The sequence below is a fragment of the Thioflexithrix psekupsensis genome, from assembly GCF_002149925.1.
GTDB classification, from domain to species: domain Bacteria; phylum Pseudomonadota; class Gammaproteobacteria; order Beggiatoales; family Beggiatoaceae; genus Thioflexithrix; species Thioflexithrix psekupsensis.
On record NZ_MSLT01000018.1, the window covers coordinates 67,239 to 90,640 of the forward strand.

General features: G+C 38.9%; 23 protein-coding genes. 8 read left to right on the plus strand and 15 right to left on the minus strand.

Annotation, left to right across the window (positions count from 1 at the left end; genetic code table 11):
* Positions 1-9: 9 nt before the first annotated feature.
* From TPSD3_RS10685 to TPSD3_RS17970, 6 genes are all read left to right on the plus strand, one after another.
* Positions 10-990 carry an endonuclease/exonuclease/phosphatase family protein gene (locus tag TPSD3_RS10685; protein ID WP_086488535.1) on the plus strand — a complete coding sequence of 327 codons (981 nt, stop codon included), beginning with the start codon at positions 10-12 and terminating at the stop codon, positions 988-990.
* A gap of 121 nt (positions 991-1,111) precedes the next feature.
* A complete protein-coding gene (locus tag TPSD3_RS10690) occupies positions 1,112-1,750 on the plus strand; it encodes a DNA-binding protein (protein WP_176329843.1) in 639 nt (212 codons plus the stop codon).
* Between the two features lie 31 nt (positions 1,751-1,781).
* Positions 1,782-2,621 carry a CheR family methyltransferase gene (locus TPSD3_RS10695; RefSeq protein ID WP_086488537.1) on the plus strand — a complete coding sequence of 280 codons (840 nt, stop codon included), beginning with the start codon at positions 1,782-1,784 and terminating at the stop codon, positions 2,619-2,621.
* A 51-nt stretch (positions 2,622-2,672) separates the two neighbouring features.
* A complete protein-coding gene (locus TPSD3_RS10700; protein WP_086488538.1) occupies positions 2,673-3,269 on the plus strand; it encodes a chemotaxis protein CheB in 597 nt (198 codons plus the stop codon).
* Between the two features lie 83 nt (positions 3,270-3,352).
* On the plus strand, positions 3,353-4,687 hold the full coding sequence (locus TPSD3_RS10705) for an ATP-binding response regulator (protein ID WP_086488539.1): 1,335 nt from the start codon (positions 3,353-3,355) through the stop codon (positions 4,685-4,687).
* 33 nt (positions 4,688-4,720) lie between these two features.
* A complete protein-coding gene (locus tag TPSD3_RS17970; protein ID WP_086488540.1) occupies positions 4,721-5,758 on the plus strand; it encodes a hypothetical protein in 1,038 nt (345 codons plus the stop codon).
* 151 nt (positions 5,759-5,909) lie between these two features.
* Here TPSD3_RS17970 and mraY read toward each other — a convergent pair whose 3' ends face one another.
* The 13 genes from mraY to TPSD3_RS10770 form a co-directional block, all read right to left on the minus strand.
* Complete coding sequence (gene mraY / locus TPSD3_RS10715; protein WP_086488541.1) at positions 5,910-6,995, minus strand: phospho-N-acetylmuramoyl-pentapeptide-transferase; 1,086 nt, start codon at positions 6,993-6,995, stop codon at positions 5,910-5,912.
* Positions 6,996-8,375, minus strand: coding sequence for a UDP-N-acetylmuramoyl-tripeptide--D-alanyl-D-alanine ligase (locus TPSD3_RS10720; protein ID WP_086488542.1), 1,380 nt, complete (start codon positions 8,373-8,375; stop codon positions 6,996-6,998).
* A 5-nt stretch (positions 8,376-8,380) separates the two neighbouring features.
* The gene (locus TPSD3_RS10725; protein WP_176329844.1) at positions 8,381-9,898 is read right to left on the minus strand and encodes a UDP-N-acetylmuramoyl-L-alanyl-D-glutamate--2,6-diaminopimelate ligase; all 1,518 of its coding nucleotides are present in this window, start codon (positions 9,896-9,898) and stop codon (positions 8,381-8,383) included.
* Positions 9,879-10,331, minus strand: coding sequence for a lysozyme inhibitor LprI family protein (locus TPSD3_RS10730; RefSeq protein WP_086488544.1), 453 nt, complete (start codon positions 10,329-10,331; stop codon positions 9,879-9,881). Before TPSD3_RS10730 ends, TPSD3_RS10725 begins: the two co-directional genes overlap by 20 nt.
* 212 nt (positions 10,332-10,543) lie before the next feature.
* Positions 10,544-11,362 carry a DNA adenine methylase gene (locus tag TPSD3_RS10735; RefSeq protein WP_086488545.1) on the minus strand — a complete coding sequence of 273 codons (819 nt, stop codon included), beginning with the start codon at positions 11,360-11,362 and terminating at the stop codon, positions 10,544-10,546.
* Between the two features lie 17 nt (positions 11,363-11,379).
* Entirely contained in the window at positions 11,380-11,550 is a 171-nt protein-coding gene (locus TPSD3_RS17575) for a hypothetical protein (protein ID WP_176329845.1), read from the minus strand.
* Between the two features lie 221 nt (positions 11,551-11,771).
* Complete coding sequence (locus TPSD3_RS10740; protein ID WP_086488546.1) at positions 11,772-12,983, minus strand: DUF6575 domain-containing protein; 1,212 nt, start codon at positions 12,981-12,983, stop codon at positions 11,772-11,774.
* A 132-nt stretch (positions 12,984-13,115) separates the two neighbouring features.
* Positions 13,116-13,367, minus strand: a complete 252-nt coding sequence (locus TPSD3_RS10745) for a hypothetical protein (RefSeq protein WP_086488547.1) — start codon at positions 13,365-13,367, stop codon at positions 13,116-13,118.
* 336 nt (positions 13,368-13,703) lie between these two features.
* A complete protein-coding gene (locus TPSD3_RS10750; protein ID WP_086488548.1) occupies positions 13,704-14,525 on the minus strand; it encodes a DNA adenine methylase in 822 nt (273 codons plus the stop codon).
* Between the two features lie 4 nt (positions 14,526-14,529).
* Positions 14,530-14,769, minus strand: coding sequence for a hypothetical protein (locus TPSD3_RS17580; protein WP_086488549.1), 240 nt, complete (start codon positions 14,767-14,769; stop codon positions 14,530-14,532).
* 214 nt (positions 14,770-14,983) lie between these two features.
* Positions 14,984-16,015 (minus strand): IS630 family transposase, encoded by a 1,032-nt coding sequence (locus TPSD3_RS10760; RefSeq protein ID WP_086486662.1) that lies wholly within the window; start codon positions 16,013-16,015, stop codon positions 14,984-14,986.
* 13 nt (positions 16,016-16,028) lie between these two features.
* The gene (locus TPSD3_RS10765) at positions 16,029-16,763 is read right to left on the minus strand and encodes a hypothetical protein (RefSeq protein WP_086488550.1); all 735 of its coding nucleotides are present in this window, start codon (positions 16,761-16,763) and stop codon (positions 16,029-16,031) included.
* A 268-nt stretch (positions 16,764-17,031) separates the two neighbouring features.
* The gene (locus TPSD3_RS10770; RefSeq protein WP_176329846.1) at positions 17,032-18,201 is read right to left on the minus strand and encodes an SGNH/GDSL hydrolase family protein; all 1,170 of its coding nucleotides are present in this window, start codon (positions 18,199-18,201) and stop codon (positions 17,032-17,034) included.
* 114 nt (positions 18,202-18,315) lie between these two features.
* Here TPSD3_RS10770 and ileS point away from each other — a divergent pair, with 114 nt between their 5' ends.
* Together ileS and lspA are read left to right on the plus strand one after the other, a co-directional pair.
* On the plus strand, positions 18,316-21,132 hold the full coding sequence (ileS, locus tag TPSD3_RS10775; protein WP_086488552.1) for an isoleucine--tRNA ligase: 2,817 nt from the start codon (positions 18,316-18,318) through the stop codon (positions 21,130-21,132).
* On the plus strand, positions 21,132-21,638 hold the full coding sequence (lspA, locus tag TPSD3_RS10780) for a signal peptidase II (protein ID WP_086488553.1): 507 nt from the start codon (positions 21,132-21,134) through the stop codon (positions 21,636-21,638). Before ileS ends, lspA begins: the two co-directional genes overlap by 1 nt.
* Positions 21,639-21,826: 188 nt before the next feature.
* Here the strand turns inward: lspA and TPSD3_RS10785 are convergent, their stop codons facing one another.
* Both TPSD3_RS10785 and TPSD3_RS10790 read right to left on the minus strand, forming a co-directional pair.
* Positions 21,827-22,291 (minus strand): hypothetical protein, encoded by a 465-nt coding sequence (locus TPSD3_RS10785; protein ID WP_086488554.1) that lies wholly within the window; start codon positions 22,289-22,291, stop codon positions 21,827-21,829.
* Between the two features lie 59 nt (positions 22,292-22,350).
* Positions 22,351-23,298, minus strand: a complete 948-nt coding sequence (locus TPSD3_RS10790) for a hypothetical protein (RefSeq protein WP_086488555.1) — start codon at positions 23,296-23,298, stop codon at positions 22,351-22,353.
* Positions 23,299-23,402: the final 104 nt, after the last annotated feature.

The following is a 23,402-nucleotide window of genomic DNA, read 5'->3' on the forward strand; positions in this document are numbered from 1 at the left end:
AATGTCAGCATGAATACATTTTTTTTACGCGGTTTAATCAAGAATATTCAAGTCACGACTTGGGTGTTATGGCGGTTTTTTATTTGGTTGGGGATAGTGACATTAATTTTTGGATTAATAGGGCAATGGGTGCGGGATATTTACCTTATTTTTAGCTTTTTTTCTTACATCCCATTATTACCGATTGCCTTATTATTTTTATTATTGGATATATTGTGGCGTGGACGGTTATTTTCTCGCCTTCGTTTTGTGGTCAGTTTTATTGCTATTGTAGCGATTTTTACTCACTTACATTATTTAAAAGGTTGGGAAAATTTTCAAGCTGTAGAAAAACAGCCGCAATCTATTATTTTAATTCATTGGAATGTGTTATGGGGAACGTGGCAGCATTGGGAGGCCATTGCACAGCGCATTCAAACTGAAAATCCAGACATTATTGTGATCAGTGAACCCCCATCAATATGGGATTTAGGACAACTAAAAAAACAATTGGGAAATAATAAACAAGAATGGTATTTATTATCCCGTTGGCCGCTGGTTATATTATCAAAATATCCTATTGATGTTAAAGAAAAAATCTTATTCACTAATGGTATTGGAGTATTAGTAGAATTAACCATTGCCGATAAAATAATGCGCTTATTAATGATTGATGGTAAACGAGATTTATGGCAATCACGAGATTATTTATTAGGCGATATTTACCGTTATTTGCTAGAAAATCAACCGATTCATTTAATCGTAGGCGATTTTAATGCGCTGGGAAATAGTCGCGGGTTTGATGCGTGGTCAACCTTGAATTACCAATTGGCGGCGCGCACGGCAGGGCAGTGGCGTGGGACGTGGCCAAGTGGTTTTCCTTTGTATGATATTGATCACGTCTGGTTACATGAAGAATTACAATTAGAGCAGTTACATTTTCTCTATCACCCCGCCACGGATCATCGCGGACAATCCGTACAATTTTCATGGGAAAAGCGAGATTTTTAGCGGTTTTTTTGGTTTTATTCTGCGCTAAATTTTTGCTGACCCATCGCTTGACTCGCCAAAAAATCAATACATCTGCTATAGTGTTAGCGCACAAATTGCCGTTTCCATTGAGGTAATGCAGATGATCAACGCCAGAAAACGCATCAACGAAGCCATTGTTAGACAAGCCATCGGTGAATTGGCAGCACAGGGTAAAAAAACCTCTGTCCGCGCCCTTCTCGCCCACATCGGCTATGGCAGCATGGCAACAATTGCTAAATACAAAAATCAGATCGAACACAATCCTGTCTCTGTCTCTTCCACCGCGGCAGAACCTGCCGATCCTGTTTTTCATGTCGCCCATCGGGTGTTATTGGAAATATTGCCTGTTTTAGAAGAACGCATTCAATCTTATTTAGAAGATTCTTTAGCGTCTTTTAAAGACCATGATTATCAAGATTTACAGCAACATTTTCAAACGCTAGAAGAAGAACTGCGTCATAAAGAAAATGAATTGCGTGATATTCGCCAACTTTATCACAGTGTTTTAGCGGATCGTTCCGAAAAAACCCGCACTGCGATTGCATTAAAACAACGGGTGCATAAATTAAAGCAAGAATTAGAAGAAAAAGAATCACAATTGCAGCAATTACAAGCGCAAATCAATGAAGCGGCTGGATCGGCGCATTCTTTGGTTGAAGCCAATGTGTTGCAATTGAGCGGAAATCACGCTGGTTATTTTATCGATTATTCTGCATTAATCGCATGGAATATGCCGTAGAAATTACTTTAACATTGTGCCTAAATATCTTATGGATGATATTGAAACTCAGAATCTTGAATTGCAATTGCTGTTACAGGCGATTTATTTAAAATATGGTTATGATTTTCGTAATTATGCGAAGGCTTCCATTAAGCGTCGCATTTTGCACCGTTTAACCAGTGATAAATTGCCTAATATTTCGGCAATGCAACATCGTTTATTATATGATGAGGCTTTTTTTGGGCGTTTATTATTAGATTTATCCATTAATGTGACTGAAATGTTTAGAGACCCTAATTTTTATTTAGCCATTCGTCAACACGTGATTCCTCAATTAAGAGAATTGCCTTATTTAAAAATTTGGCATGCAGGATGTTCTACGGGAGAAGAAGTTTATTCAATGGCGATTGTGTTGAAAGAAGAAGGGCTTTATGACCGCACCCAAATTTATGCCACAGACATGAATGAGGTGGTATTGAGACAAGCCCGTGAAGGCATTTTTGCGATTAATCATTTAAAACAATATACCGCGAATTATCAAAAGGCAGGCGGGCAAGAATCTTTTTCTAATTATTATTCGGCACATTATGATCATGTGGTGATGGATAAATCGTTAAAAAAACGGGTTTTATTTTCTGATCATAATTTGGCAACGGATGGAGTTTTTGGAGAAATGAATTTAATTATGTGTCGTAATGTATTAATTTATTTTGACCGAGATTTACAAAATAGAGTGTTTAATTTATTTAAAGAAAGTTTGTGTGATAATGGATTTCTTTGTTTAGGTTCAAAAGAAAGTATCCGTTTATCTGTGCATTCTAATACTTTTGAAGATGTGGTCAAAGAAGAAAAAATATATCGTAAAAAAATATCTCAAAATATACTTTAAAAATTATTTTTACAAGCTAATTCTAATCTATCAATTTCCCCTAATGAATGAATGAAAGAAAATACGGTTAAAACCTTTAAAGCAATTGTTATGGGGGCATCGGCTGGAGGAATTAAAGCATTAGGAATAGTATTGTCAGCTTTTCCTAAAGATTTTCCTGTACCTGTGTTAATTGTGCAGCATTTACACCCTAATTCTGACAGTTATTTAATTCAAATGTTAGCCCAGCAATGTGCTTTAACGGTGAAACAAGCAGACGAAAAAGAATTGATTCACGCCAGCACAGTTTACATTGCGCCACCCAATTATCATTTGTTGGTTGAGGAAGATTACAGTTTGTCCTTGAGTGTTGATCCGCGAGTGAATTTTTCTCGTCCTGCCATTGATGTTTTATTTGAAACGGCGGCTTATGCCTATCGTGATCAGTTGATTGGGGTGATTTTAACGGGGGCGAATGGCGATGGCAGTCAAGGCGTGAAATTAATCCGTAAATTAGGTGGATATCTGGTGGTGCAAGACCCTGCCACTGCCGAAGCCGAAGCCATGCCCCGTGCCGCTATTTCTGCGGTGCGTATTGATCGGGTTTTGCCTTTAGAGCAGATTGGCCCTTATTTAGTGCAGCTTATCAATCGTGGATGTCAATTGTAGTGAAAGATGTTAATATGCACGAATCGCTACGCCTCTGGCAAAAAACTTAATCTTTCTTCAATAAACGGTTTGGATACCTATTTATGTCTAAATCAGATTTAGATTTACCTCGAATTTTAATTGTCGATGACAATAAGAATAATTTATTTACTTTAGATACGTTATTAAACGAGCATGTTCAAGCGGATATTGTTCAAGCGGATTCAGGATTAGCGGCGTTGCAAATTCTGTTAAAAGAAAATATCGATCTTATTTTAATGGATATTCAAATGCCAGAAATGGACGGCTTTGAAACCGCAAAATTAGTGCGTTCTCGTAAAAAAACGCAACATATCCCTATTGTTTTTTTAACGGCTGCTTATAAAAGTGAAGATTTTAAACAAAAAGGTTTTGAAATTGGCGCAGCCGATTATTTAACTAAACCCATCGACGCACCCCAATTAATCAGCAGAATTCGCACTTATTTACGTTTTATTGAACAAGAACATTTGTACAATCGAGAACTTGAACGTAAAGTGCAAGAACGCACGGCTGAATTGCAACAAGCCAGAGATGAATTAGAACATAAAGTACAAGAACGCACGGCGCAATTATTAGCCACGAATTTGGAGTTAAAAGCCGCCACCGAAGAAGCACAAACTGCCAGAAAAATTGCCGAAGAAGCCAATAACACCAAAAGCCAATTTATGGCAAATATGAGCCATGAATTGCGCACGCCATTAAATGCCATTATTGGTTATAGTGAAATGCTTGGCGAAGAGGTTTTAGAGGCTAATTTAAGCGAATATTATGAAGATTTGCAAAAAATTTATCGCGCAGGTAAAAATTTATTGGGATTGATTAATGATGTCTTAGATATTTCTAAAATTGAAGCGGGACGAATGGAAGTTTTTCCTGAGAAAGTCGATTTAAATGAAGTATTTGAAGATGTGGTTAATACAGCGCGTCCGTTAATGGAAAGTAATCACAATAAATTAATTATTGATGCGCCCGATGATTTGGGAGAAATGCACAGCGATGTGACTAAAGTGCGACAAATTTTGTTGAATTTGTTGAGTAATGCCGCTAAATTCACGGAGCATGGCGAGGTGCGCGTCAGTATTGTACGAGAGCAGCGCATTGAGCAGGAATGGGTGCGTTTTACGGTGCAAGACACTGGGATCGGCATTACCAGCGAACAAATGGCAAAATTATTTAAGCCCTTTACCCAAGCCGATGCGTCAACCACACGCCGTTATGGGGGGACTGGATTAGGTTTAGCCATTACTAAAAGTTTTGCCGAAATTATGGGCGGTAAAATTACCAGTTCTAGTGTTCCCGGACAGGGTAGTATTTTCTGTGTGGAATTGCCCGTGATTACTCAACATCATGATCCCGATCAAATGGCAAAAAATCATACCGACCCTCGCACTCCTTAAATAAAAAGAAACCATTTTGATATAGATGTAATAATGATTTTTCCTTTTTCTTTTAAAACCCATTCTGATGCTCCCCTTATTTTACATTGGGTGATTTCTGACTTATTTATTCCAGAAACGGAAGCATTAAGTCAGATTCGTTTGCCTGCATTAGAACAATTATTGTCGCGTGCTTATATTGAACCTTGGCCAGCCGATGATTTTTTTGCCACGATTTCTCGTTTGTTTGATTTAAATTATCAAGAACTTCCTATTGCGGCTGTCACTCGTTTGGATGATAAAGGAGATTGTGAAAATTTTTATTGGTTGCGTGCCGACCCAGTTTATTTGAAAGCGGATCAAGATCGATTATTATTATTTGATATTGACGAAACATTTGCCTTAGAACAAGCCCACGCTGATCAGTTGACTCAGGAATTAACCCATTATTTTACCGAAGAAAATTTCATTTTTTCAGCGGTTACGCCCACTCGTTGGTATTTGCGTTTAAATCAAGACCCAGAGATACAAACCACGCCATTAACGCGCCTGATTGGAAATCATATTGAACCGGGAATGCCTAAAGGAAAAAATGCGCGTTTTTGGAGAAAATATTTTAATGAAATTCAAATGTTGTTGCATCGAAGTCCCATTAATGCACAACGGGAAATGCAGGGCTTATTACCCATTAATAGCGTGTGGTTTTGGGGGGCAGGAAAAATTCCAACGCTCACAGCGCGTCCTTGGGTGGGCGTGTGGAGTGAGGACGTTTTGGTGCGCGGTTTGGCACAATTAAGCCACACCCCTGTGCATCCCGTGCCAAACAACGCAAAAACAGGTTTAGCCCAACTCACTGCGCCGGGCGAATATTTATTGACTACGCCCGCGCCATGTCGCAGTTTGGATGAATACACTAATGCACTACATCACTTGGATCAAGCGTGGGCTGCGCCTTTATTATCCGCGTTAAAACAAGGTGTTATTGATACTTTGCTGATTTATCCGTGTCGGGCGCGGGTTTTTTGTCTCACGCGCCAACGCGCTCGCCACTGGTGGCGTAAACAGCAGCATTGGCAACAATTAAGTGGATGAATGAGAAATAATCAAATATATTTTGTCAGAATCAGAATTGAAAGAATTAAAGAATTTTCAAAGCAGATGTCTTATTCTTTAATTCTGAAAATCTGAAAATTCTAATTCTGACAGAAAAGTTTTATCTGTGGCTTAATTTTGGTATCTTCCATTAGCGAATTTTTAAACTCGCTAATCCCACCAATACTAAAATAACAGTAATAATCCAAAAACGCACAATTACCCGCGGTTCTGGCCAGCCTTTTAATTCAAAATGATGGTGTAAAGGTGCCATGCGAAAAATGCGGCGGCCTGTTAATTTAAAAGAAGCCACTTGTAAAATCACAGAAACCGTTTCCATCACAAAAATGCCGCCCATAATGAGCAGCACCAATTCCTGCCGCACCACCACCGCAATGACCCCCAAAGCCGCGCCCAAAGCCAACGCGCCCACATCGCCCATAAACACTTGTGCGGGGTAGGTATTGAACCATAAAAAGCCCAAGCCCGCGCCCACAATCGCCCCGCAAAAAACCACCACTTCGCCCGCGCCCGCCACGTAAGGAATGCCTAAGTAATTGGAAAAATTCACATGTCCCGTGACATAAGCAAAAATGCCCAACGCCCCGCCGACTAATACCGTCGGTAAAATCGCTAAACCATCCAAACCATCGGTTAAATTAACCGCATTACTACTGCCGACAATCACAAAATAAGTTAATAAAACAAATAACCATGCGGGCAAAATAAATACTAGATTTTTAAAGAATGGCACAATCAATTGCATTTCCGCACTCGATTGCGCAGTATAAAGCAACACCAATGCCGCAGTTAAACCAATAATAGATTGCCACAAATATTTTTCTTTGGCTTTTAAACCTTGTGGATTTTTATGAATCACTTTACGGTAATCATCAACCCAACCAATAAAACCAAATAATAAAGTGACAATTAACACAATCCACACAAAACGATTGCCCAAATTAGACCACAATAACGTACTGGCCGTAATGGCAATAAGAATTAACACCCCGCCCATTGTTGGCGTGCCTGATTTGCTTAAATGACTTTGCGGCCCATCTTGCCGCACACTTTGACCAATTTGATTTAAGGTCAAATTACGAATCATACTTGGCCCTACCATTAAAGCCACTAGAAAAGCGGTTAATGCCCCTAAAATAGCGCGTAACGTTAAATATTGAAAAACATTAAAACCTGTATAAAAACCCGCTAACCATTCACTTAACCATAACAACATTTAATAACCTACCTTGAGTGCATTAATAACCCGTTCCATTTGCATACTACGCGAGCCTTTAACGAGAATATGTGCTTGTTCTGGTTGATATTTTGTCAAGACAGCCATCAAATCATTCATCGTTTCAAAATAATGAGCATTTTTACCAAAAACCATCGCGGCATGTCGTGCCAAATCGCCCACTGTCCACACCTGTTCAATACCTAAATCTCGCGCCAATTCTCCTGCTTGTCGATGATAATCAATTGCCTGCTCGCCCAATTCTTTCATATCGCCCAAAATCAGCCAACGCGGTGCTGGATATTGTGCCAAAACGCGCAATGCGGCGGTTAAAGACGTGGGATTGGCATTATAAGTGTCATCTAACAAAACATTATCATTTAATCCTGCCACGACTTGCAAGCGGCCTTTAACGGGAGTTAGCGTTTCTAATCCCTGTTGAATATCGTCTAAATTACAATCACAAGCCAATGCACAAGCCGCGGCATTCAGTGCATTGCTAATATTATGCTGTCCTAATAAAGGCAAATGAATGTGACGATGTCCAATAGGCGTAATTAAAGTAAAATCACAACCTGTTGTTTGCACCTGCCAATCAATGGCTTTAATTTCGGGTGCAATTGCCACAGTGGTGGTTAAACCAAAACTAGAAATTCGACAACGTGGCAATCCATTTTCTTCTAATAAACTATTATGCCAATAATCGGCATATAAATCATCTCGATTAATCACCGCCATTCCGTGTGCGGGTAAATGGTGAAAAATCTCACCTTTCGCCTGCGCCACGTTATCCACGCTGCCAAAGCCCGCCAAATGGGCAGGAGCGCATTGCGTAATCGTTGCCACGTCAGGCTGTGCCAGCGGCGTTAAACGCGCAATATCGCCCACCGCACGCGCCCCCATTTCAATCACCGCATAATCATGCTCAGGCGTTAATTGCAATAAAGTCAATGGCACGCCGATTTCATTATTAAAATTCGCTTGTGTGGCTAATGTTTTTCCTTTTTGATTTAAAATAGCGCGGGTCATTTCTTTAACGGTGGTTTTACCATTACTTCCCGTAACAGCAACCAGATGTTTTAAGGACATATTTTGTCGCCACCAACGCGCCAAATAACCAAAAGCGATTAATGTATCATTAACCACCAATTGCGGCAATGGTGATTCACAGAAATGATCCACGACTATTGCGGCTGCGCCTTTTTTCTGCGCCTCAGCAATAAACGCATGACCATCGAATTGTTCGCCGCGTAGGGCAAAAAATAAGTTTCCCGTTTCTAAAGTGCGCGTGTCAATACTACATCCTTGTATGGTGGTATTGTGACCAATGAATTGGGCTTTTAATACGGGTGCAATTTCGATTAAATTAAAAGTAAGCATTATTATTAAAATTCGCTGTGGGTTGGGATTTCTAGTAATTTTTGAATTAAAGCGCGGTCACTAAAAGGATGGTGTATATCCCCAATAATTTGATAGGTTTCGTGACCTTTGCCTGCGATTAAAATTAAATCATTCGCCGCAGCGGAATGAATGGCATAAGTAATGGCTTCTTCTCGTTGTGGAATAACCATAGGTAATGGCTCTTGTTTTGACCAAGCGGTTAAAATATCGGCAATAATAGCCTCAGAGGATTCGTGACGCGGATTGTCATCGGTAATAATGATATTATCTGCGATTAATTTTGCCGCTTGTCCCATTAAGGGACGTTTGCTTTTATCTCGGTTTCCGCCGCAGCCAAAAACACACCATAATTGTCCTTGACAACGTTCTTTTAACGCCGTTAAAGTTTTGCTTAATGCGTCGGGCGTATGGGCATAATCCACAATGACCGTGGGCAATTCAGAATGTTGTGTGGATTTAAACTGTTCCATTCTCCCAATGACAGGTTTAATTTGGCTTAAATTTTTTAATAAATTATCAAAATTAAACCCTTCTAATAATAAACAGCCCGCAGCCGCTAATAAATTATTAATATTAAAATGGCCGTACAAATGACAATATATTTCACCCACTCCCCATGGGCTGCGAATGCGCAAACGATAACCACGAGCATCTTGCCCTAATAAATGCGCGTGCAATTCTGCTTTGGGATTGCGTAAACCATAATATAATGTTCTAACATTTTTTGATAATTGCGTTTGAAAACGGGTACTTATCTCATCATCAGCATTTAATACGGCATAATGCAACGAATCAAATTGAAATAACTTTTGTTTAGCCTGAATATAATTCTCCATATTGCCGTGATAATCTAAATGATCTTGCGTGACATTGGTTAAAACGGCTGTTTTAAAATTCACACCTTGCACGCGCCCTTGATCTAAAGCATGGGAAGACACTTCCATCACTAAATGATGCACATTTTCGGCACGACAGCGGGCAAAAAAAGCCTGTAACGTTACTGGATCGGGTGTGGTTAAACTGGGCTGTAAAGATTGCCCATAATAGCCATAACCTAAAGTGCCAATTAAAGCACAACGATAACGTTGATTTAATAATTGCGCGACAAAATGACTGACTGAGGTTTTGCCATTTGTTCCCGTGATGCCAATCACGTTTAATTCACGACTGGGATAATTAAAGAAAAAAGAAGCCAAATCTCCCACATGTTGGGTTAAATGGGGAACATAAAAACAAGGCACTTTTCCATCAATAAAGGTGTAAGAAAATTCGTTATTATCGGCATCGCATAAAATCGCAGCGGCTTGCTGTTTAACGGCTAAGTCAATAAAATTTTTGCCATGCAAATGTGTGCCGCGACAGGCGAGAAATAAAAAGCAAGAATGCACCAATCGGCTGTCTAATGCCAAGCCGTGCAAAGTTCGATCATAATGCTCAGGACAAGGATAATGAAGGTGATGTAAAACTTGACTCAATTGCATATTATTGGGATAACTTTTCAAATTGTAAAGTGGTTAAATAATCATCTAATTCTAAAGCCCGTTGTTTGACAATATCCATTTTTGTAATCACAATAATCAGTGACCACATTGAGCCTTCTAAATGGCCATATAAATGTTTGACTAAATCAAATTCGCTGTCTCGATAAGCCAACCAACGTCGCTGGGCTTGACGTAATTTATTTTGTCCTGTTGTGTCTAATTGCAAGCGCAGTTGGTGATAAATTTGGTTTAATTCTTGGTCCCATTTGTCGTAGGCTTGTTGATAGCAGTGCATTAAGGCTTGATTGGAATATTCTTTAGCGGTGCAATGCCGTGTCCATTGTTCAATAGGGTGGTTAGGTTTCTCAGTGAGAATTTGCCACGTATTAGGCGCATTTAATAACTCATTCGGGGTAATTAAATGGGTGAATAGTAATAGGATGGGTAATAGCATGGGTTGGGTCTCGTTTTGTTATTGTTTACTATTTTGGTAAATTTATTATTTTCTTGATTTAGTTTAAGTTTCTTCAGTTAAATTAATTTTGTTTGCATTTTAATTCTCTATATAAAGTCTCTATCTCACAATATGCACTGTTGGAGTAAATAATCATTAAGAGATAACTTAATAAATTATCTATATTCTTGTTTGAATGAATAAATATTAATCTAACAGTTATGTTTCTTATCCAGCTCAAAATTCGCAATAAAAATTTCTTTACCTAATTGATCTGAATTTTCAGTTTGATTGCGCATACCATACATCAAATTCCATTCGACAATATGGGCAAAAGAAAATAAATCTTTAATATAATCACAATTATCATAAGTGATAAGCCATTGATGCTGGCAATTTTTCATTACTTCGGCGAATCTTTCGTGATCGAATTTTTTGTGTAATTTTCCATTTTTGCCATAAAGGGCTGATTGAGTGGCAGAAAAATAGGGCGGATCGAGAAAAATAAATACTTTCTCTCCGTCAGCATTAACCACTTCAGCATAGTCTAAATGGGTAATTTTGGTCTCTTTTAAAACATTTTCTAAAAGCCCTAAGCGGTGAATACTGCTTTCAGTAAAGCGTTTTTGAAAGGCTTGCTGTGAAAATCCGCCTGCTTCGGTTGTGCCTGAGAAAGTGATGCGATTAAATACGAAAAAAGCACTGGCTCTTTGCACATCATCAAAATGATTCATATTTTCGCCTAGAAAGCGATGCAAGGCTTTGCCATTCTCAAATTCTTCTTTCCAAATTTTCACTTGACGAATAACGCCAGATAAATCTTTCTGCGCATATTCCCAAAATTTATATAGCTCAAAATATAAATCATTAATCCAATAATTTTTATTGGGATAACGTTGTTTTAAAGCAAGAAAAACAGAGCCGCCCCCAACAAAAGGCTCTCTAAACATTTCAAAATCAGGAATTAAAGGCAAAATTTGTGTTAATGCTTTACTTTTTCCACCGGGGTATCTTAGGGGGCTTTTTATCATGGTTTTTTAAAGTTCTCTTACTCCACCCCCACCCCCCCAAAATACCCCACATGAAATGGCGTTGCTGGAGAATGCCACTGTAATTGTAGCGAATAATAGCGGGTTTCAAACCAGACGAATGCGTTTAATAATCCTGTCTCTATCTCATAACGCGCTGGAATAGGTAAATAGCCGTTATTGGTTTGCATCTGGGAGTTTTGCAATAGTAAATAGCCAGTTTCGGGATTGATCGCTAAAGATAGGGTTAATTCTTGGATTGAATAACATCACTGGTAACAGTGAAAGGAGATCACCTAACGGCATTCCCTAAACGTGTATTAAGAACTAGACAGGAAAAGAATTTGACTATCGCAGAGATAGCAGAACGCTTTAAAGTAGCGATAGCCAGCGTAGTAAGATAGGTTCTAAGCTAATATTTTTTCTGTAATTTAACTAAATCCCACTTAATTGATTCTTGGCCAGATGAGGGATTAGTTTCGATGATCTTCTTTAGTGCAACCGAATAAGTGCCATTTAACTCTGCGTGAAGAACGTCGTTTAATGCTTCTTTTGAAATACTTCCAGAATAACTTTCATTATCTTTCAGATTTTTTATCTTAAATCTCTTTGTATCCGTATATGCACCAACTAGTTCAGCGGTGAGTTCAATTGTTTCATCCTGCTCAGTTTCAACTTTACTGACAATATCAAGTGCCCTTGCAATTTCTTCTTTGCTTAGTTGATATGTTCCACCCTTATTTTTGTCTGCTGATCCCCACTCAGCCTTCATGGGAGAATCCAAATTAATAAGCTCCGTTAGAAATGCTTTATATTTTGAACCAACTCTACCTTGAAATTGGTGAAGTTTTTCAGTCAAAATTTTTTCATTATCAGCAGCACTTAATAAATCAGATAACTGCTCAAGAGAATTTGAAATTAGATTGTTAGATGATGAATCAATATCCGCAAATAAATCAATATCTTTGTGCGATTTTAATTGTAAACCAAATGAACCATCAAATATTTGAACTGCGTTTAATCTTGTTCTGGTACTAATAGCTTTTCTTGAAATTACGCTTTTTGAAGTTACTGAACCGTAGCAATATTCCCCAAGAGAATCAACTAAATTCTGAAATGCAACCAACACTGCTCCTATGAGTTTAATGCTCATTTCGGGTAGTCTGGTGTCCTGCGGGTAAAAATGAAAGTTGAAAACATCTCTACGAGATGACAAAGCAGCATCACGCACATCTATCAAGCTAAAATCTGTTTTAATTTTCCCATTATACGCAATAAAAGCATCTTTATCTGGCAAGTCATCAATGGGCAAGCTGTCAGGTAAAATGTGTGATACACATGAATTACCATCGTAATCTGATGATACTTTAAGCAGATGGTCATTTTCAGGATTGACAAAAGCATCGTAAAGAGAAATATGCTTCAAGAGGATAGCTGATAATCTACCATTAGAAATTTCCATGTATAGCCATTCATACGTTTCTATATCATCATAAATACACAATACGAGATACTTTGTACCAACGGCGTTTTGACACAAAAAAAGTCTTGGAATATCGAAGAAATCAAAGATTTCTACATATTCCAGCTTTCCGAGAATTGTATTTATTGGTAACTTAATCATCGGGCTTGACCGAATAAAAAATAGTGGCTAAAAACGAAGCAGCTTCTAGTGTCCACCATGTATGGTGGCGATTTGAATTATTAGAAGGGGTTAATGCAATAACCCCGCTAGGGTGAGATAAATTTGCTTTAGCTAAATGCTTTTTCTTAAAGATGGGACTCTTTTTGCAACATCCATCGCATCTCTTTCCGTCACATAAACAGAAAGACCACGCGCTTGACATTCATTTTCTCCCCATTTTTCATGAGGTTTTAGATCATAATATGACATAAAATCTTTTTCTTTGGGCGTACTGCGATTTATAAACCTAAAAATGTCACCCAACGCTGGGTTTGTGCTTGACGGTGGGCAATTTTCTGGAAAATCAGGAGGCCAATTAGTCATAATAAGTTTATCACCACTATTTTTTGTAATTTCGAGATCAGCCTGCGCAAGATGCGTTAAACATATTTTTGCGAGGCCAGAGCATTTATTGCGGTTTAACGCCCCCTACGCTGCGTTATATTCTACTCCTGCTCGTACAATTCAAGCAAGTCACAGTCAGTCAATTCAATTTCAATAGCTTGGATAATTTAAAAAAATGGATATTTCAATCAGTTATTATTCTGAATAAAAATACATAACTCATTAAGTTTATTGGATAAACTAAAAAACTGTCGGAATCATTGCCAACATATCACTACTTAGGTAGAACTACCTATGTAGGAAAAAATGGAGTCATTATCTGCTCATAAATGGCGTATTTAGTTCAAAATTCGCAATAAAAATTTCTTTACCTAATTGATCTGAATTTTCAGTTTGATTGCGCATACCATACATTAAATTCCATTCGACAATATGGGCAAAAGAAAACAAATTTTTAATATAATCACAATTATCATAAGTGATAAGCCATTGATGCTGACAATTCTTCATCACTTCGGCGAATCTTTCGTGATCAAATTTTTTGTGTAATTTTCCATTTTTACCATAAAGGGCTGATTTAGTGGCGGAAAAATAGGGCGGATCGAGAAAAATAAATACTTTTTCTCCTTCAACATTAACTACTTGAGCATAGTCTAAATGGGTAATTTTGGTATTTTTTAAAACATTTTCTAAAAGCCCTAAGCGGTGAATACTGCTTTCAGTAAATCGTTTTTGAAAGGCTTGCTGTGAAAATCCCCCTGCTTCGGTTGTGCCTGAGAAAGTGATGCGATTAAATACGAAAAAAGCACTGGCTCTTTGCACATCATCAAAATGGTTCATATTTTCGCCTAGAAATTGATGCAAGGCTTTACCATTCTCAAATTCTTCTTTCCAAACTTTCACTTGATGGATAACGCCAGATAAATCTTTCTGCGCATATTCCCAAAACTTATATAGCTCAAAATATAAATCATTAATCCAATAATTTCTATTCGGATAACGTTGTTTTAAAGCAAGAAAAACAGAACCACCCCCAACAAAAGGCTCTCTAAATGTTTTAAAATCAGGAATTAAAGGCAAAATTTGCGTTAATGCTTTGCTTTTTCCACCAGGGTATCTTAGGGGGCTTTTTATCATGGAGTTATCCTCTTTTCAAAGTTATGAGAAATCTGTTTATATTCGCTTCTTTAAATAGAGTAAGCACAAGATTTTGTTGCTTTTTATTTAAGTTATTTTGGATAAAAAAGGAATTTATTTCCTTTTCTTCAGCAGTTGAGTGTAAATCTGATTCTAACTCAGAAGAGGTCAAAAACAAAACAGGCTTTGCTATTTTTGTTTCTCCATTTATTTGTGTATTTTCTAAGTTAGTGTATAAAATCATTTTCAATAAACCATCTTTAATGTCACTTTTGCTTGGTAAAATACTTGATTTTGAGTGTTTCCCTTCTATTAAAAAAATATCATTTTTTTCTATTATTACTTCATCAACTGTAAAAAAGTATTGCCCACCTAAATAATTCGTTATCGTTATTTTTGCCTTTGATATATACCAAAATTATGTGAGATATAAAAACAAATTAAGTTCTAATATCTAGCTAGATATTAGGTATAAGATACTGTTTAATTTTATTAAACTTAAACACTTTACCTGACAAAAAGGTCTCAAACATACTAGTGACTTCTTTAAAGCTTGATAGACGATGAAAATTCTTTCTGACCCAATTCTTACCTTGAAGCCAAATATCCTCGACTGGATTTTGCTCTGGGGCATTGGGCGCAAATCTTAATAAACGAACTTTCCATTCTGATTCTGGAAGTCCCCCATTTAATTTCTCTAAATAAGTTCTTAAACCTTCAGAACGATGATAACTTGCACCATCCCAAATAATCACATGACGGGCTTCTTTATATCTGTAAATGAGCCAGTTAATAAAGTCTATCGTATATTTTGTATCAGCTTTCTTTGCCCTATCTAAAATAAATTCTCCCGTATAAATATTCACCGCTCCATACCACGTTTGAGAAGTGCGATAATTACTCATCTTTATTGACGTTCTTTCTCCTTTTTTCGACCAAACATAACCACAAATATCTCCCCACAACTGATGGCTTTCGTCTTGCATCCAGTACATTACCTCTCCACTTTCTATCTGTTCACGCTCCTTATCTATTAAATCCTTAATCTCTTTTTTTTTAGCTTCTACTTTTACCTCATCTTTTGCCGAATTCTCTTTGTGTGTCTTCTTATAACTTAAATTCGCTTCTTCTAATAATTTAGTATAAGAAGTATTTGAAGAATAGAAAACATCATACTCCTCTTTTAAGTATCTCTTTAGTTCCTCTATTGTTATTGTCTTCTTTTCTTGTATCCAATTAATCACATCTTCTCGTTCACGCGGCTTTAAATACCCTGGCGAGCCTTTATACGCTAACTTTAATCCTTCCACCCCTGACGCTAAATAAATGGCTTTCCATTTATCCACAAATTGCACACTGACACAACACGCTAAAGCCGCTTCCGCACGCACAAAACCAAGCAAAGACATTCTTACTGCCATCGCTCGCTTCACTTCTCTCGCTTCACCTGTTGACATTAACTCTTCTAAATCTTCATATCTCTTGTTCATTATTCTCTCCTATTTAAAAAGTATTATTATACGACTCTGAAAAAATTGGTATAGTAGCTCCCAAAACCTCCTTAGGCTGTATGGTTACAACTTCGCGGCTTTGTGCATCTTTTGCTTTTTGACGAGAAAACTTTGTAAATTCCTCTACACCTTCGCTAATTTTTACTGCAAAATCGTCTATGCCTTTCTCGCTGTGCATTTTAACTTTTGTCTGCTCACTAATCTTTCGATAACTATTTTTGACTTTATTGATTATATCAGAAAAGTTATCTTTTAATTCTTGCAAATTCCAATGCAGAGCCGAGCTATGATAAGCTGAAATTTCTTGAATTTTATTTAAAATATACTGATTATTGAATTGTTGATTAGTTATTTTATTATCATAATTTTCGTTCTTTTCTGCTTTATTATAAAATGCTAAAATTACATATACATCAAGCAGGGACATCATAGAAACTGTATCCCATTGGATAAAGTCTCTGTCACCATCGAAACCTTCATCTTTGACCACAGGAATAACAGTTATTTTTTTGCCATTTCCTAAAGTATTATATACTCTCTCATAAGGGTATGATCTTGTGCGTTTCGGTGAAACCCATTTTGAAATAGCAAAATTTAGTCTATTATCAGAGTAAATACAGGATGAAGGGCAGGTATTAATGTCAAAATTATTACTTTCTATTGTTTTTAATTTCTCAGAAAGACAAATTCTATATTTCAGTCCTGTTATTTTGCTATTAATTTCCATTATTTATAAACCTAATTTTTACAAAGTTGTTATGAAATTTTTGTCTAAAGTTATGCTTTAGCAAAGTAATGTGATTTATAAAAACATTTTTTGTCTGAACCAGAATTTAAAGAATTTAAAAAATTGATTCATTCTGAAAAATAAACGATAAGCACCTGACAATTCTGATTCAGACAAAATTTTTATGAATGACTTAATTTTGCTATAAGTATGTTACTACGTCACTAAAGTTTTCACAAATAATCTTCATGAAAACTTTAGCTCTCCCCTACTCCACCCCCACCACCCCAAAATACCCCGCATGAAATGGCGTTGCTGGAGAATGCCACTGTAATTGTAGCGAGTAATAGCGGGTTTCAAACCAGACGAATGCGTTTAATAATCCTGTCTCTATCTCATAACGCGCTGGAATAGGTAAATAGCCGTTATTGGTTTGCATCTGGGAATTTTGCAATAGTAAATGGCCAGTTTCGGAATTGATCGCTAATTGAGCGTTGAATTCTCCCACTAATGTTCCTGATTTATCCACCAATTGGATTAAAGGTAAAGCTAATTGTTTCGTTGCAAGCGTATAATAACTGGGTAAAATGGATTGTGCCAATTGCGCGGCAAGTTGGCGATGCACGGTACTGGTCGGGTGTTGATCGTCCCAGAATAAATATTGATCAGGTTTTTCACAGACTTGCGACGTTTTTTCTTCTAAGCAAGGCTCTGTAGTTGTTTGTATTCCTGTGGAATCAGCAGCATGTTGTAATTGCTGCATTAATGGCGTGACATCAAATAACTGACCTTGAAATTGTTGGCGATTTTCCCATAATTGTTGATTAAAATCTGCACTGGCTTGGCTTAATTCAGCCGTTAATTGCCGTGCAGTGGCACGCGGCGTTTGTCCTAAATCAGGCAAGGTTAAAATTAAAACATGACGCGCTCCCCATTCATTTAATGTTCGCACCGCTGTTAATAATTGGCTCACCGCTTTTGGCACAATGACAGATATATCAGATTGGGTTTTAATCTCTAATAAATCATTCGCACCAATCCAGAAAATATATAACGCATTAGGGTCAGCTTTTTCTTGTACTTGTTGCCCAAAATCTTGTAATTGTTGTTGTAAGTTTTTTGGAATGGGTAAAGCTCCCGGGCCACCCGTCGAAGCCCCGCCCCACGCTAAATTATTCACTTGCGATAGGCCTAATTGGCTTTTTAAAAAATCCACCCATATTTCACCATTCGCAAATCGCCCTTGATAATTCGGTTCGGCTGGAAAACCGCGCCCCGTCACCGCACGAGTGGCATTAAATAAATTTCCCGTGTCTGACAAACTGTCGCCAAACACCACCACATCCGAATAGGGCGATTGCGCCCAGGTAACTAAACTACAACTGAAACACAGCAAAAACAGCAAGTATTTGTGAAATGGCAATCGCATGGTTATCATAACGGAAATCCAAAAGGTCAAACGGTTGATCATACCGTGGTGTTAAAAACGGATAATGACATCATTATCCAGTAATGAATGCAAAAATAAACTTAAACACAATAAGGAACTCTTGTGAGCGATTATAAACACACTCTGAATTTACCCAAAACCGATTTTCCTATGCGTGGCAATTTGCCTCAGCGTGAGCCTGAGTTATTACAAAAATGGCACGACATGTCACTGTACGCTTTAATGCGTGACAATGCCCGTGGTCGCCCTGCGTTTCATCTCCACGATGGCCCACCGTATGCCAATGGCGATATTCATTTGGGACACGTGGTTAATAAAGTCTTAAAAGATTTTATTGTGAAAAGCAAGACCCTAAGCGGTTGGGACGCGCCTTATGTGCCGGGGTGGGATTGTCATGGTCTCCCGATTGAACTGCAAGTGGAAAAAAAGTTAGGTAAAGCAGGGCATCAGGTCGATGCCAGCCAATTCCGCGAAGCCTGTCGCCATTACGCCCAACAGCAAATTGAACGGCAAAAAGCGGATTTTATTCGTTTGGGCGTGTTTGGGGATTGGGAAAATCCTTATTTAACCATGAATTTCCACACCGAAGCCAATATTATCCGCGCTTTAGGGCGTATTATTGACGCAGGACATGTGCAAAAAGGTGTTAAACCTGTCTATTGGTGTACGGATTGTGGTTCAGCTTTGGCTGAAGCGGAAGTGGAATATATGGAAAAAACCTCTTCCGCGATTGATGTGCGCTTTGCGGTGTTAGACGACGCGGCATTTTTTGCGCGCTGTCACCACGCGCCCGATAAATGCGGTCATGGCGATTTGTCCGTTGTCATTTGGACTACAACACCGTGGACGCTGCCCGCTAACGAAGCCGTCGCTTTACACCCTGATTTAGAATATGTTGTTGTACAGCGCGAAGATGACAATGAACCGCCTGAACGTTTTTTAGTGGCTAAAGATTTATTGTTGACTGTGCAAAATCGTTACGGAATGCAGCAATATCATGTGATTGCCGATTGTTTGGGACGGGATTTAGAAGGCGTTTTGTTACAACATCCGTTTTTAGATCGCCACGTTCCCATTATTCTTGGGGATCATGTGACTACGGAAGCAGGAACAGGCGCGGTGCATACTGCGCCCGCACATGGTCAGGAAGATTATTTGGTCGGTTTGAAATATGAATTGCCCGTCAATAATCCTGTGGATTCGCAAGGCCATTTTATTTCCACTACGCCTTTATTTGCGGGTGAATCGGTGTTTTCTGCGGATCAGAAAGTGATTGAGGTGTTAAAAGAACGCGGACGTTTGGTGCATCAAGAGCGAATTACACACAGTTATCCGCATTGTTGGCGGCATAAAATTCCCGTTATTTTCCGTGCGACTCCGCAGTGGTTTATTATGATGGATACGAAAAATTTACGACAACAAGCGATGTCGGCATTGGAAACGGTAGAGTTTACGCCCGATTGGGGACGGCCGCGTTTAGAAGGCATGATTGCCAATCGGCCGGATTGGTGTATTTCTCGACAACGCATGTGGGGCGTGCCGATTGCCGTTTTTATTCATAAAGAAACCCAAGCCTTACATCCCGATACGCCCGCTTTAATCGAAAAAGTCGCGCAACAGGTGGAAAAACAAGGCATTGAAGCCTGGTTTTCTTTGCCTGTCGATGCCTTGTTGAGTGCTGAGGATGCGGCGTGTTATGAAAAAGTAATGGATACTTTAGATGTGTGGTTCGATTCGGGAACGACGCATTTTAGTGTGTTAGAACAGGAAGCCCATTTAGCTGTGCCAGCGGATTTGTATTTGGAAGGCTCGGATCAGCATCGAGGGTGGTTTCAATCGTCTTTGTTGACTTCTACGGCGATGCGTCAGGGACAAGCTCCGTATAAAGGCTTGTTGACACATGGTTTTACGGTGGATGCGCAAGGGCGCAAAATGTCTAAATCGCTGGGCAATGTGATTGCACCGCAAGAAGTGACGCAAAGTTTAGGCGCGGAAATTTTACGCTTATGGACGGCTGCAACCGATTATCGCGGTGAAATTACTGTGTCTAATGAGATTTTAAAACGAATCACAGACGCTTATCGTCGTTTGCGCAATACAGCCCGATTTTTACTCGCCAATTTACATGATTTTGATCCAGAAACCCATCGCGTGCCAGCGGATCAGTTGTTGGCTTTAGATCGTTGGGCGTTACATCAAGCCTATGTATTGCAAAAAGACGTGATTGCGGCTTATGACAGTTATGCGTTTCATGTGGTGTATCAAAAAGTGCATCATTTTTGTGCGATGGATATGGGCAGTTTGTATTTGGATATTATTAAAGATCGCCAATACACCACGGCTAAAGACAGTGTGGCGCGTCGTTCAGCACAAACGGCCATGTATGATATTGTCGTCGCTTTAACGCATTGGTTGGCTCCGATTTTGAGTTTTACCAGTGAGGAAATTTGGTCTTATTTACCCGGTAAACGGCCGGCTTCCGTGTTTCTCAGTACATGGTATGAAGGATTGGTAGAATCTTCCCAAGCGATTGATTGGACGGCTATTTTTGGCGTGCGCGAGGTGGTGAGTCGAGAATTAGAACAGTTGCGTAAAGCAGAAGCAATTGGTTCTTCTTTGGATGCGGAAGTGACGATTTATTGTGACGGTGAATTGTACCAGACATTAATGGCGTTAGAAGATGAGTTACGTTTTGTATTAATTACTTCTTATGCCACCGTGTTACCTGTCGCAGAAAAAAGTGCCAATGCCGTACAACATCAAGGTTTTTGGACAGCGGTCACGGCATCGGTTCATCCCAAATGTGAGCGATGCTGGCATCACCGCGCCGATGTGGGACAACACGCGGATCATCCCCATTTATGCGGGCGTTGTGTGGAAAACGTCGCCGCCGCAGGCGAAACACGGCGGTTTGCCTAATGAACGCCTCTACTCATGACACACAGAACACAACAGGTTTACGTTGGTTGTGGATTTCGTTTATCGTGTTGCTACTGGATCAAGCGACGAAATGGTGGGCGAGTAGTGCATTAGAGTTGTATCAGCCTGTTCCCGTGTTACCGTATCTCAATTTTACCTTGCTACACAATCCCGGTGCGGCGTTTAGTTTTCTCGCGGATGCGGGGGGTTGGCAGCGATGGTTTTTTACGGGCTTGGCGGTGGTGATCAGTGCGGTGATTGTGATGTGGTTGGCGCGTTTGTCTCCGCAACAGCGAATGTTGGGGATTGCCTTGGCGTTGGTTTTAGGCGGCGCAGTGGGAAATGTGATTGATCGTTTCATTTATGGTTATGTGATTGATTTTATAGATGTTTATTATCAAACATGGCATTGGCCTGCGTTTAATATCGCCGATTCCGCAATTACCATTGGCGCGGTGCTGTTGTTGATTGATGTGGTGCGACATCCGCAGCCGACGGAATCTTAGAAGTAGAGTTTAGGAATATCCGTTTTTTACTGTCTTTTACTCCCCTCTTTGTTTCTAACTAGGAGGGGAAGACAGCATGCTGTTTATTTAACTACTTATTAATTTAACGTCACCATCGGCCGAATAGCTAAGATAATAGCTTGTGGCTATTCGGCTGTTTTTTCTTGATAAAAGTTAAATTATTATTTCTAAAAAGAAAACCATCTAATAGGAATTTTTGCAGAAAAATATACGATTAATAAATAGCCAATCACTATCACCAATGCAAAGAAAGAAATACCATAATGGCCTTGTTTAAATTGATATAGATTATCCACAAAAATATTTCCTGCAATGACTATGGCGATAGCGGCAAGAATGAGGCTAAACCACGACACGGTAGCGGTATTTATTGCGCTAAAATATAACACAATATCAAAAATTTTACCCAAACCAATCAGACTTAATAAGATAACTAATGGGATACCATAAATAAAAAATATAACAATCCCCAATGTATTTAAAAAATCAGGTTTATTAGGATTGCTCGCGCCCATTATGGTTATATAAAAAGTTAATAACGCAGTCAAAGGGAAAATCAATACATTTAAAATTAGAAATCCCTTAAATAATTCTATAATAACAACGGAATGAGTCAACCCTTCTTTTAACATCTCTCTGTCCTTTTATTATTGATTAAAAATTAGCTTGGGTGCGTAAAGCAAGAACTTAATTAACTGGATTCAGACAATAAATACTGCTCTAAATATTGAATTTGTTGGGCTAATTGATCATGTTGTTTTTGCGACAAAGGCGCGTGGTAATAAGCAATTTTATACTCTTGTCCCGACACGTGCAGCGATAAACGGTAATCAATGGCTTGATTTTCTTGACTTAAACGCCGTATTTGTAAACGCGCATCCGATAAAGCGCAACTGACCTCTTGCGGCTGGAAAAACAAACGGTGCCACAAGTGATGGCGCACCACTTTACAAGTATTATTTGTTTTATTTAAATAAATCGTCGTCGTTTGAAATTGCCGCAATAATCGCCACGCCACATCCACCCCAAAAAATAACACCCGCACCGTAAATAATCCCACCCGCCATACCCATGGTGTCGTCTGCGTTCCTGCGAAATGCGGGCGAAAATAAAGCGCACCCACGAAAATTAAAATAAACATCACCACTCCCCCCGTACGCGATCCCAATCCCACTAACCAATATTCCTGTAAATTTTCTAAGGTTAATGTGTCTGCAATGGGCTGCTGAATAAAATGATTAATGCGTTGTGCAATGTCCTCGGCGTGATCGCGGCTTTCCACCACGGTAAATAAGGCTTCTTGTTGTTGCGCCCCATAGAGGTAAATGGCGAAGCCACGTCGCGTGACTTCAACGTTGGCACGGTGCGTTTCTCGGATGTCATGCTGCTCCATTGTGTCTAATAAACGACTGCGATGGGCAGTTATTTGGCAATGAACGTGGTTTTGCAGCGAATATTGACAGTGTAATTGACTGCGGCCGCTGCCTGAAATGGCCGCCAAAATAAATAAAATAACAAATGCGTTAAAAAGAAGAATCAAAAACCCAATAGAAAACCCAATTAAAAAATCAATCCAATGCGTCCAATGCGAGGATAAACGAAAAATAAAATGTGACGGTGATTTTTCTAAAATAACCATGATGATTCCCTGTTAAAAAAATAAAAATAAGTAAAGACACATAGGCTGTTGAACATCATAAAGGATGTTTTACAAAATAAAATAACCCACATAAGGAATTATCC

Excerpts from the sequence above, each read along its gene's own strand:
- TPSD3_RS10685 (WP_086488535.1), top strand. The coding sequence starts at position 10 with ATGAATACATTTTTTTTACGCGGTTTAATCAAGAATATTCAAGTCACG.
- TPSD3_RS10690 (WP_176329843.1), top strand. The coding sequence starts at position 1,112 with ATGATCAACGCCAGAAAACGCATCAACGAAGCCATTGTTAGACAAGCC.
- TPSD3_RS10695 (WP_086488537.1), top strand. The coding sequence starts at position 1,782 with ATGGATGATATTGAAACTCAGAATCTTGAATTGCAATTGCTGTTACAG.
- TPSD3_RS10700 (WP_086488538.1), top strand. The coding sequence starts at position 2,673 with ATGAAAGAAAATACGGTTAAAACCTTTAAAGCAATTGTTATGGGGGCA.
- TPSD3_RS10705 (WP_086488539.1), top strand. The coding sequence starts at position 3,353 with ATGTCTAAATCAGATTTAGATTTACCTCGAATTTTAATTGTCGATGAC.
- TPSD3_RS17970 (WP_086488540.1), top strand. The coding sequence starts at position 4,721 with ATGATTTTTCCTTTTTCTTTTAAAACCCATTCTGATGCTCCCCTTATT.
- mraY (WP_086488541.1), bottom strand. The coding sequence starts at position 6,995 with ATGTTGTTATGGTTAAGTGAATGGTTAGCGGGTTTTTATACAGGTTTT.
- TPSD3_RS10720 (WP_086488542.1), bottom strand. The coding sequence starts at position 8,375 with ATGCTTACTTTTAATTTAATCGAAATTGCACCCGTATTAAAAGCCCAA.
- TPSD3_RS10730 (WP_086488544.1), bottom strand. The coding sequence starts at position 10,331 with ATGCTATTACCCATCCTATTACTATTCACCCATTTAATTACCCCGAAT.
- TPSD3_RS10735 (WP_086488545.1), bottom strand. The coding sequence starts at position 11,362 with ATGATAAAAAGCCCCCTAAGATACCCCGGTGGAAAAAGTAAAGCATTA.
- TPSD3_RS17575 (WP_176329845.1), bottom strand. The coding sequence starts at position 11,550 with ATGCAAACCAATAACGGCTATTTACCTATTCCAGCGCGTTATGAGATA.
- TPSD3_RS10740 (WP_086488546.1), bottom strand. The coding sequence starts at position 12,983 with ATGATTAAGTTACCAATAAATACAATTCTCGGAAAGCTGGAATATGTA.
- TPSD3_RS10745 (WP_086488547.1), bottom strand. The coding sequence starts at position 13,367 with ATGACTAATTGGCCTCCTGATTTTCCAGAAAATTGCCCACCGTCAAGC.
- TPSD3_RS10750 (WP_086488548.1), bottom strand. The coding sequence starts at position 14,525 with ATGATAAAAAGCCCCCTAAGATACCCTGGTGGAAAAAGCAAAGCATTA.
- TPSD3_RS17580 (WP_086488549.1), bottom strand. The coding sequence starts at position 14,769 with ATGATTTTATACACTAACTTAGAAAATACACAAATAAATGGAGAAACA.
- TPSD3_RS10760 (WP_086486662.1), bottom strand. The coding sequence starts at position 16,015 with ATGAACAAGAGATATGAAGATTTAGAAGAGTTAATGTCAACAGGTGAA.
- TPSD3_RS10765 (WP_086488550.1), bottom strand. The coding sequence starts at position 16,763 with ATGGAAATTAATAGCAAAATAACAGGACTGAAATATAGAATTTGTCTT.
- TPSD3_RS10770 (WP_176329846.1), bottom strand. The coding sequence starts at position 18,201 with ATGATAACCATGCGATTGCCATTTCACAAATACTTGCTGTTTTTGCTG.
- lspA (WP_086488553.1), top strand. The coding sequence starts at position 21,132 with ATGAACGCCTCTACTCATGACACACAGAACACAACAGGTTTACGTTGG.
- TPSD3_RS10785 (WP_086488554.1), bottom strand. The coding sequence starts at position 22,291 with ATGTTAAAAGAAGGGTTGACTCATTCCGTTGTTATTATAGAATTATTT.
- TPSD3_RS10790 (WP_086488555.1), bottom strand. The coding sequence starts at position 23,298 with ATGGTTATTTTAGAAAAATCACCGTCACATTTTATTTTTCGTTTATCC.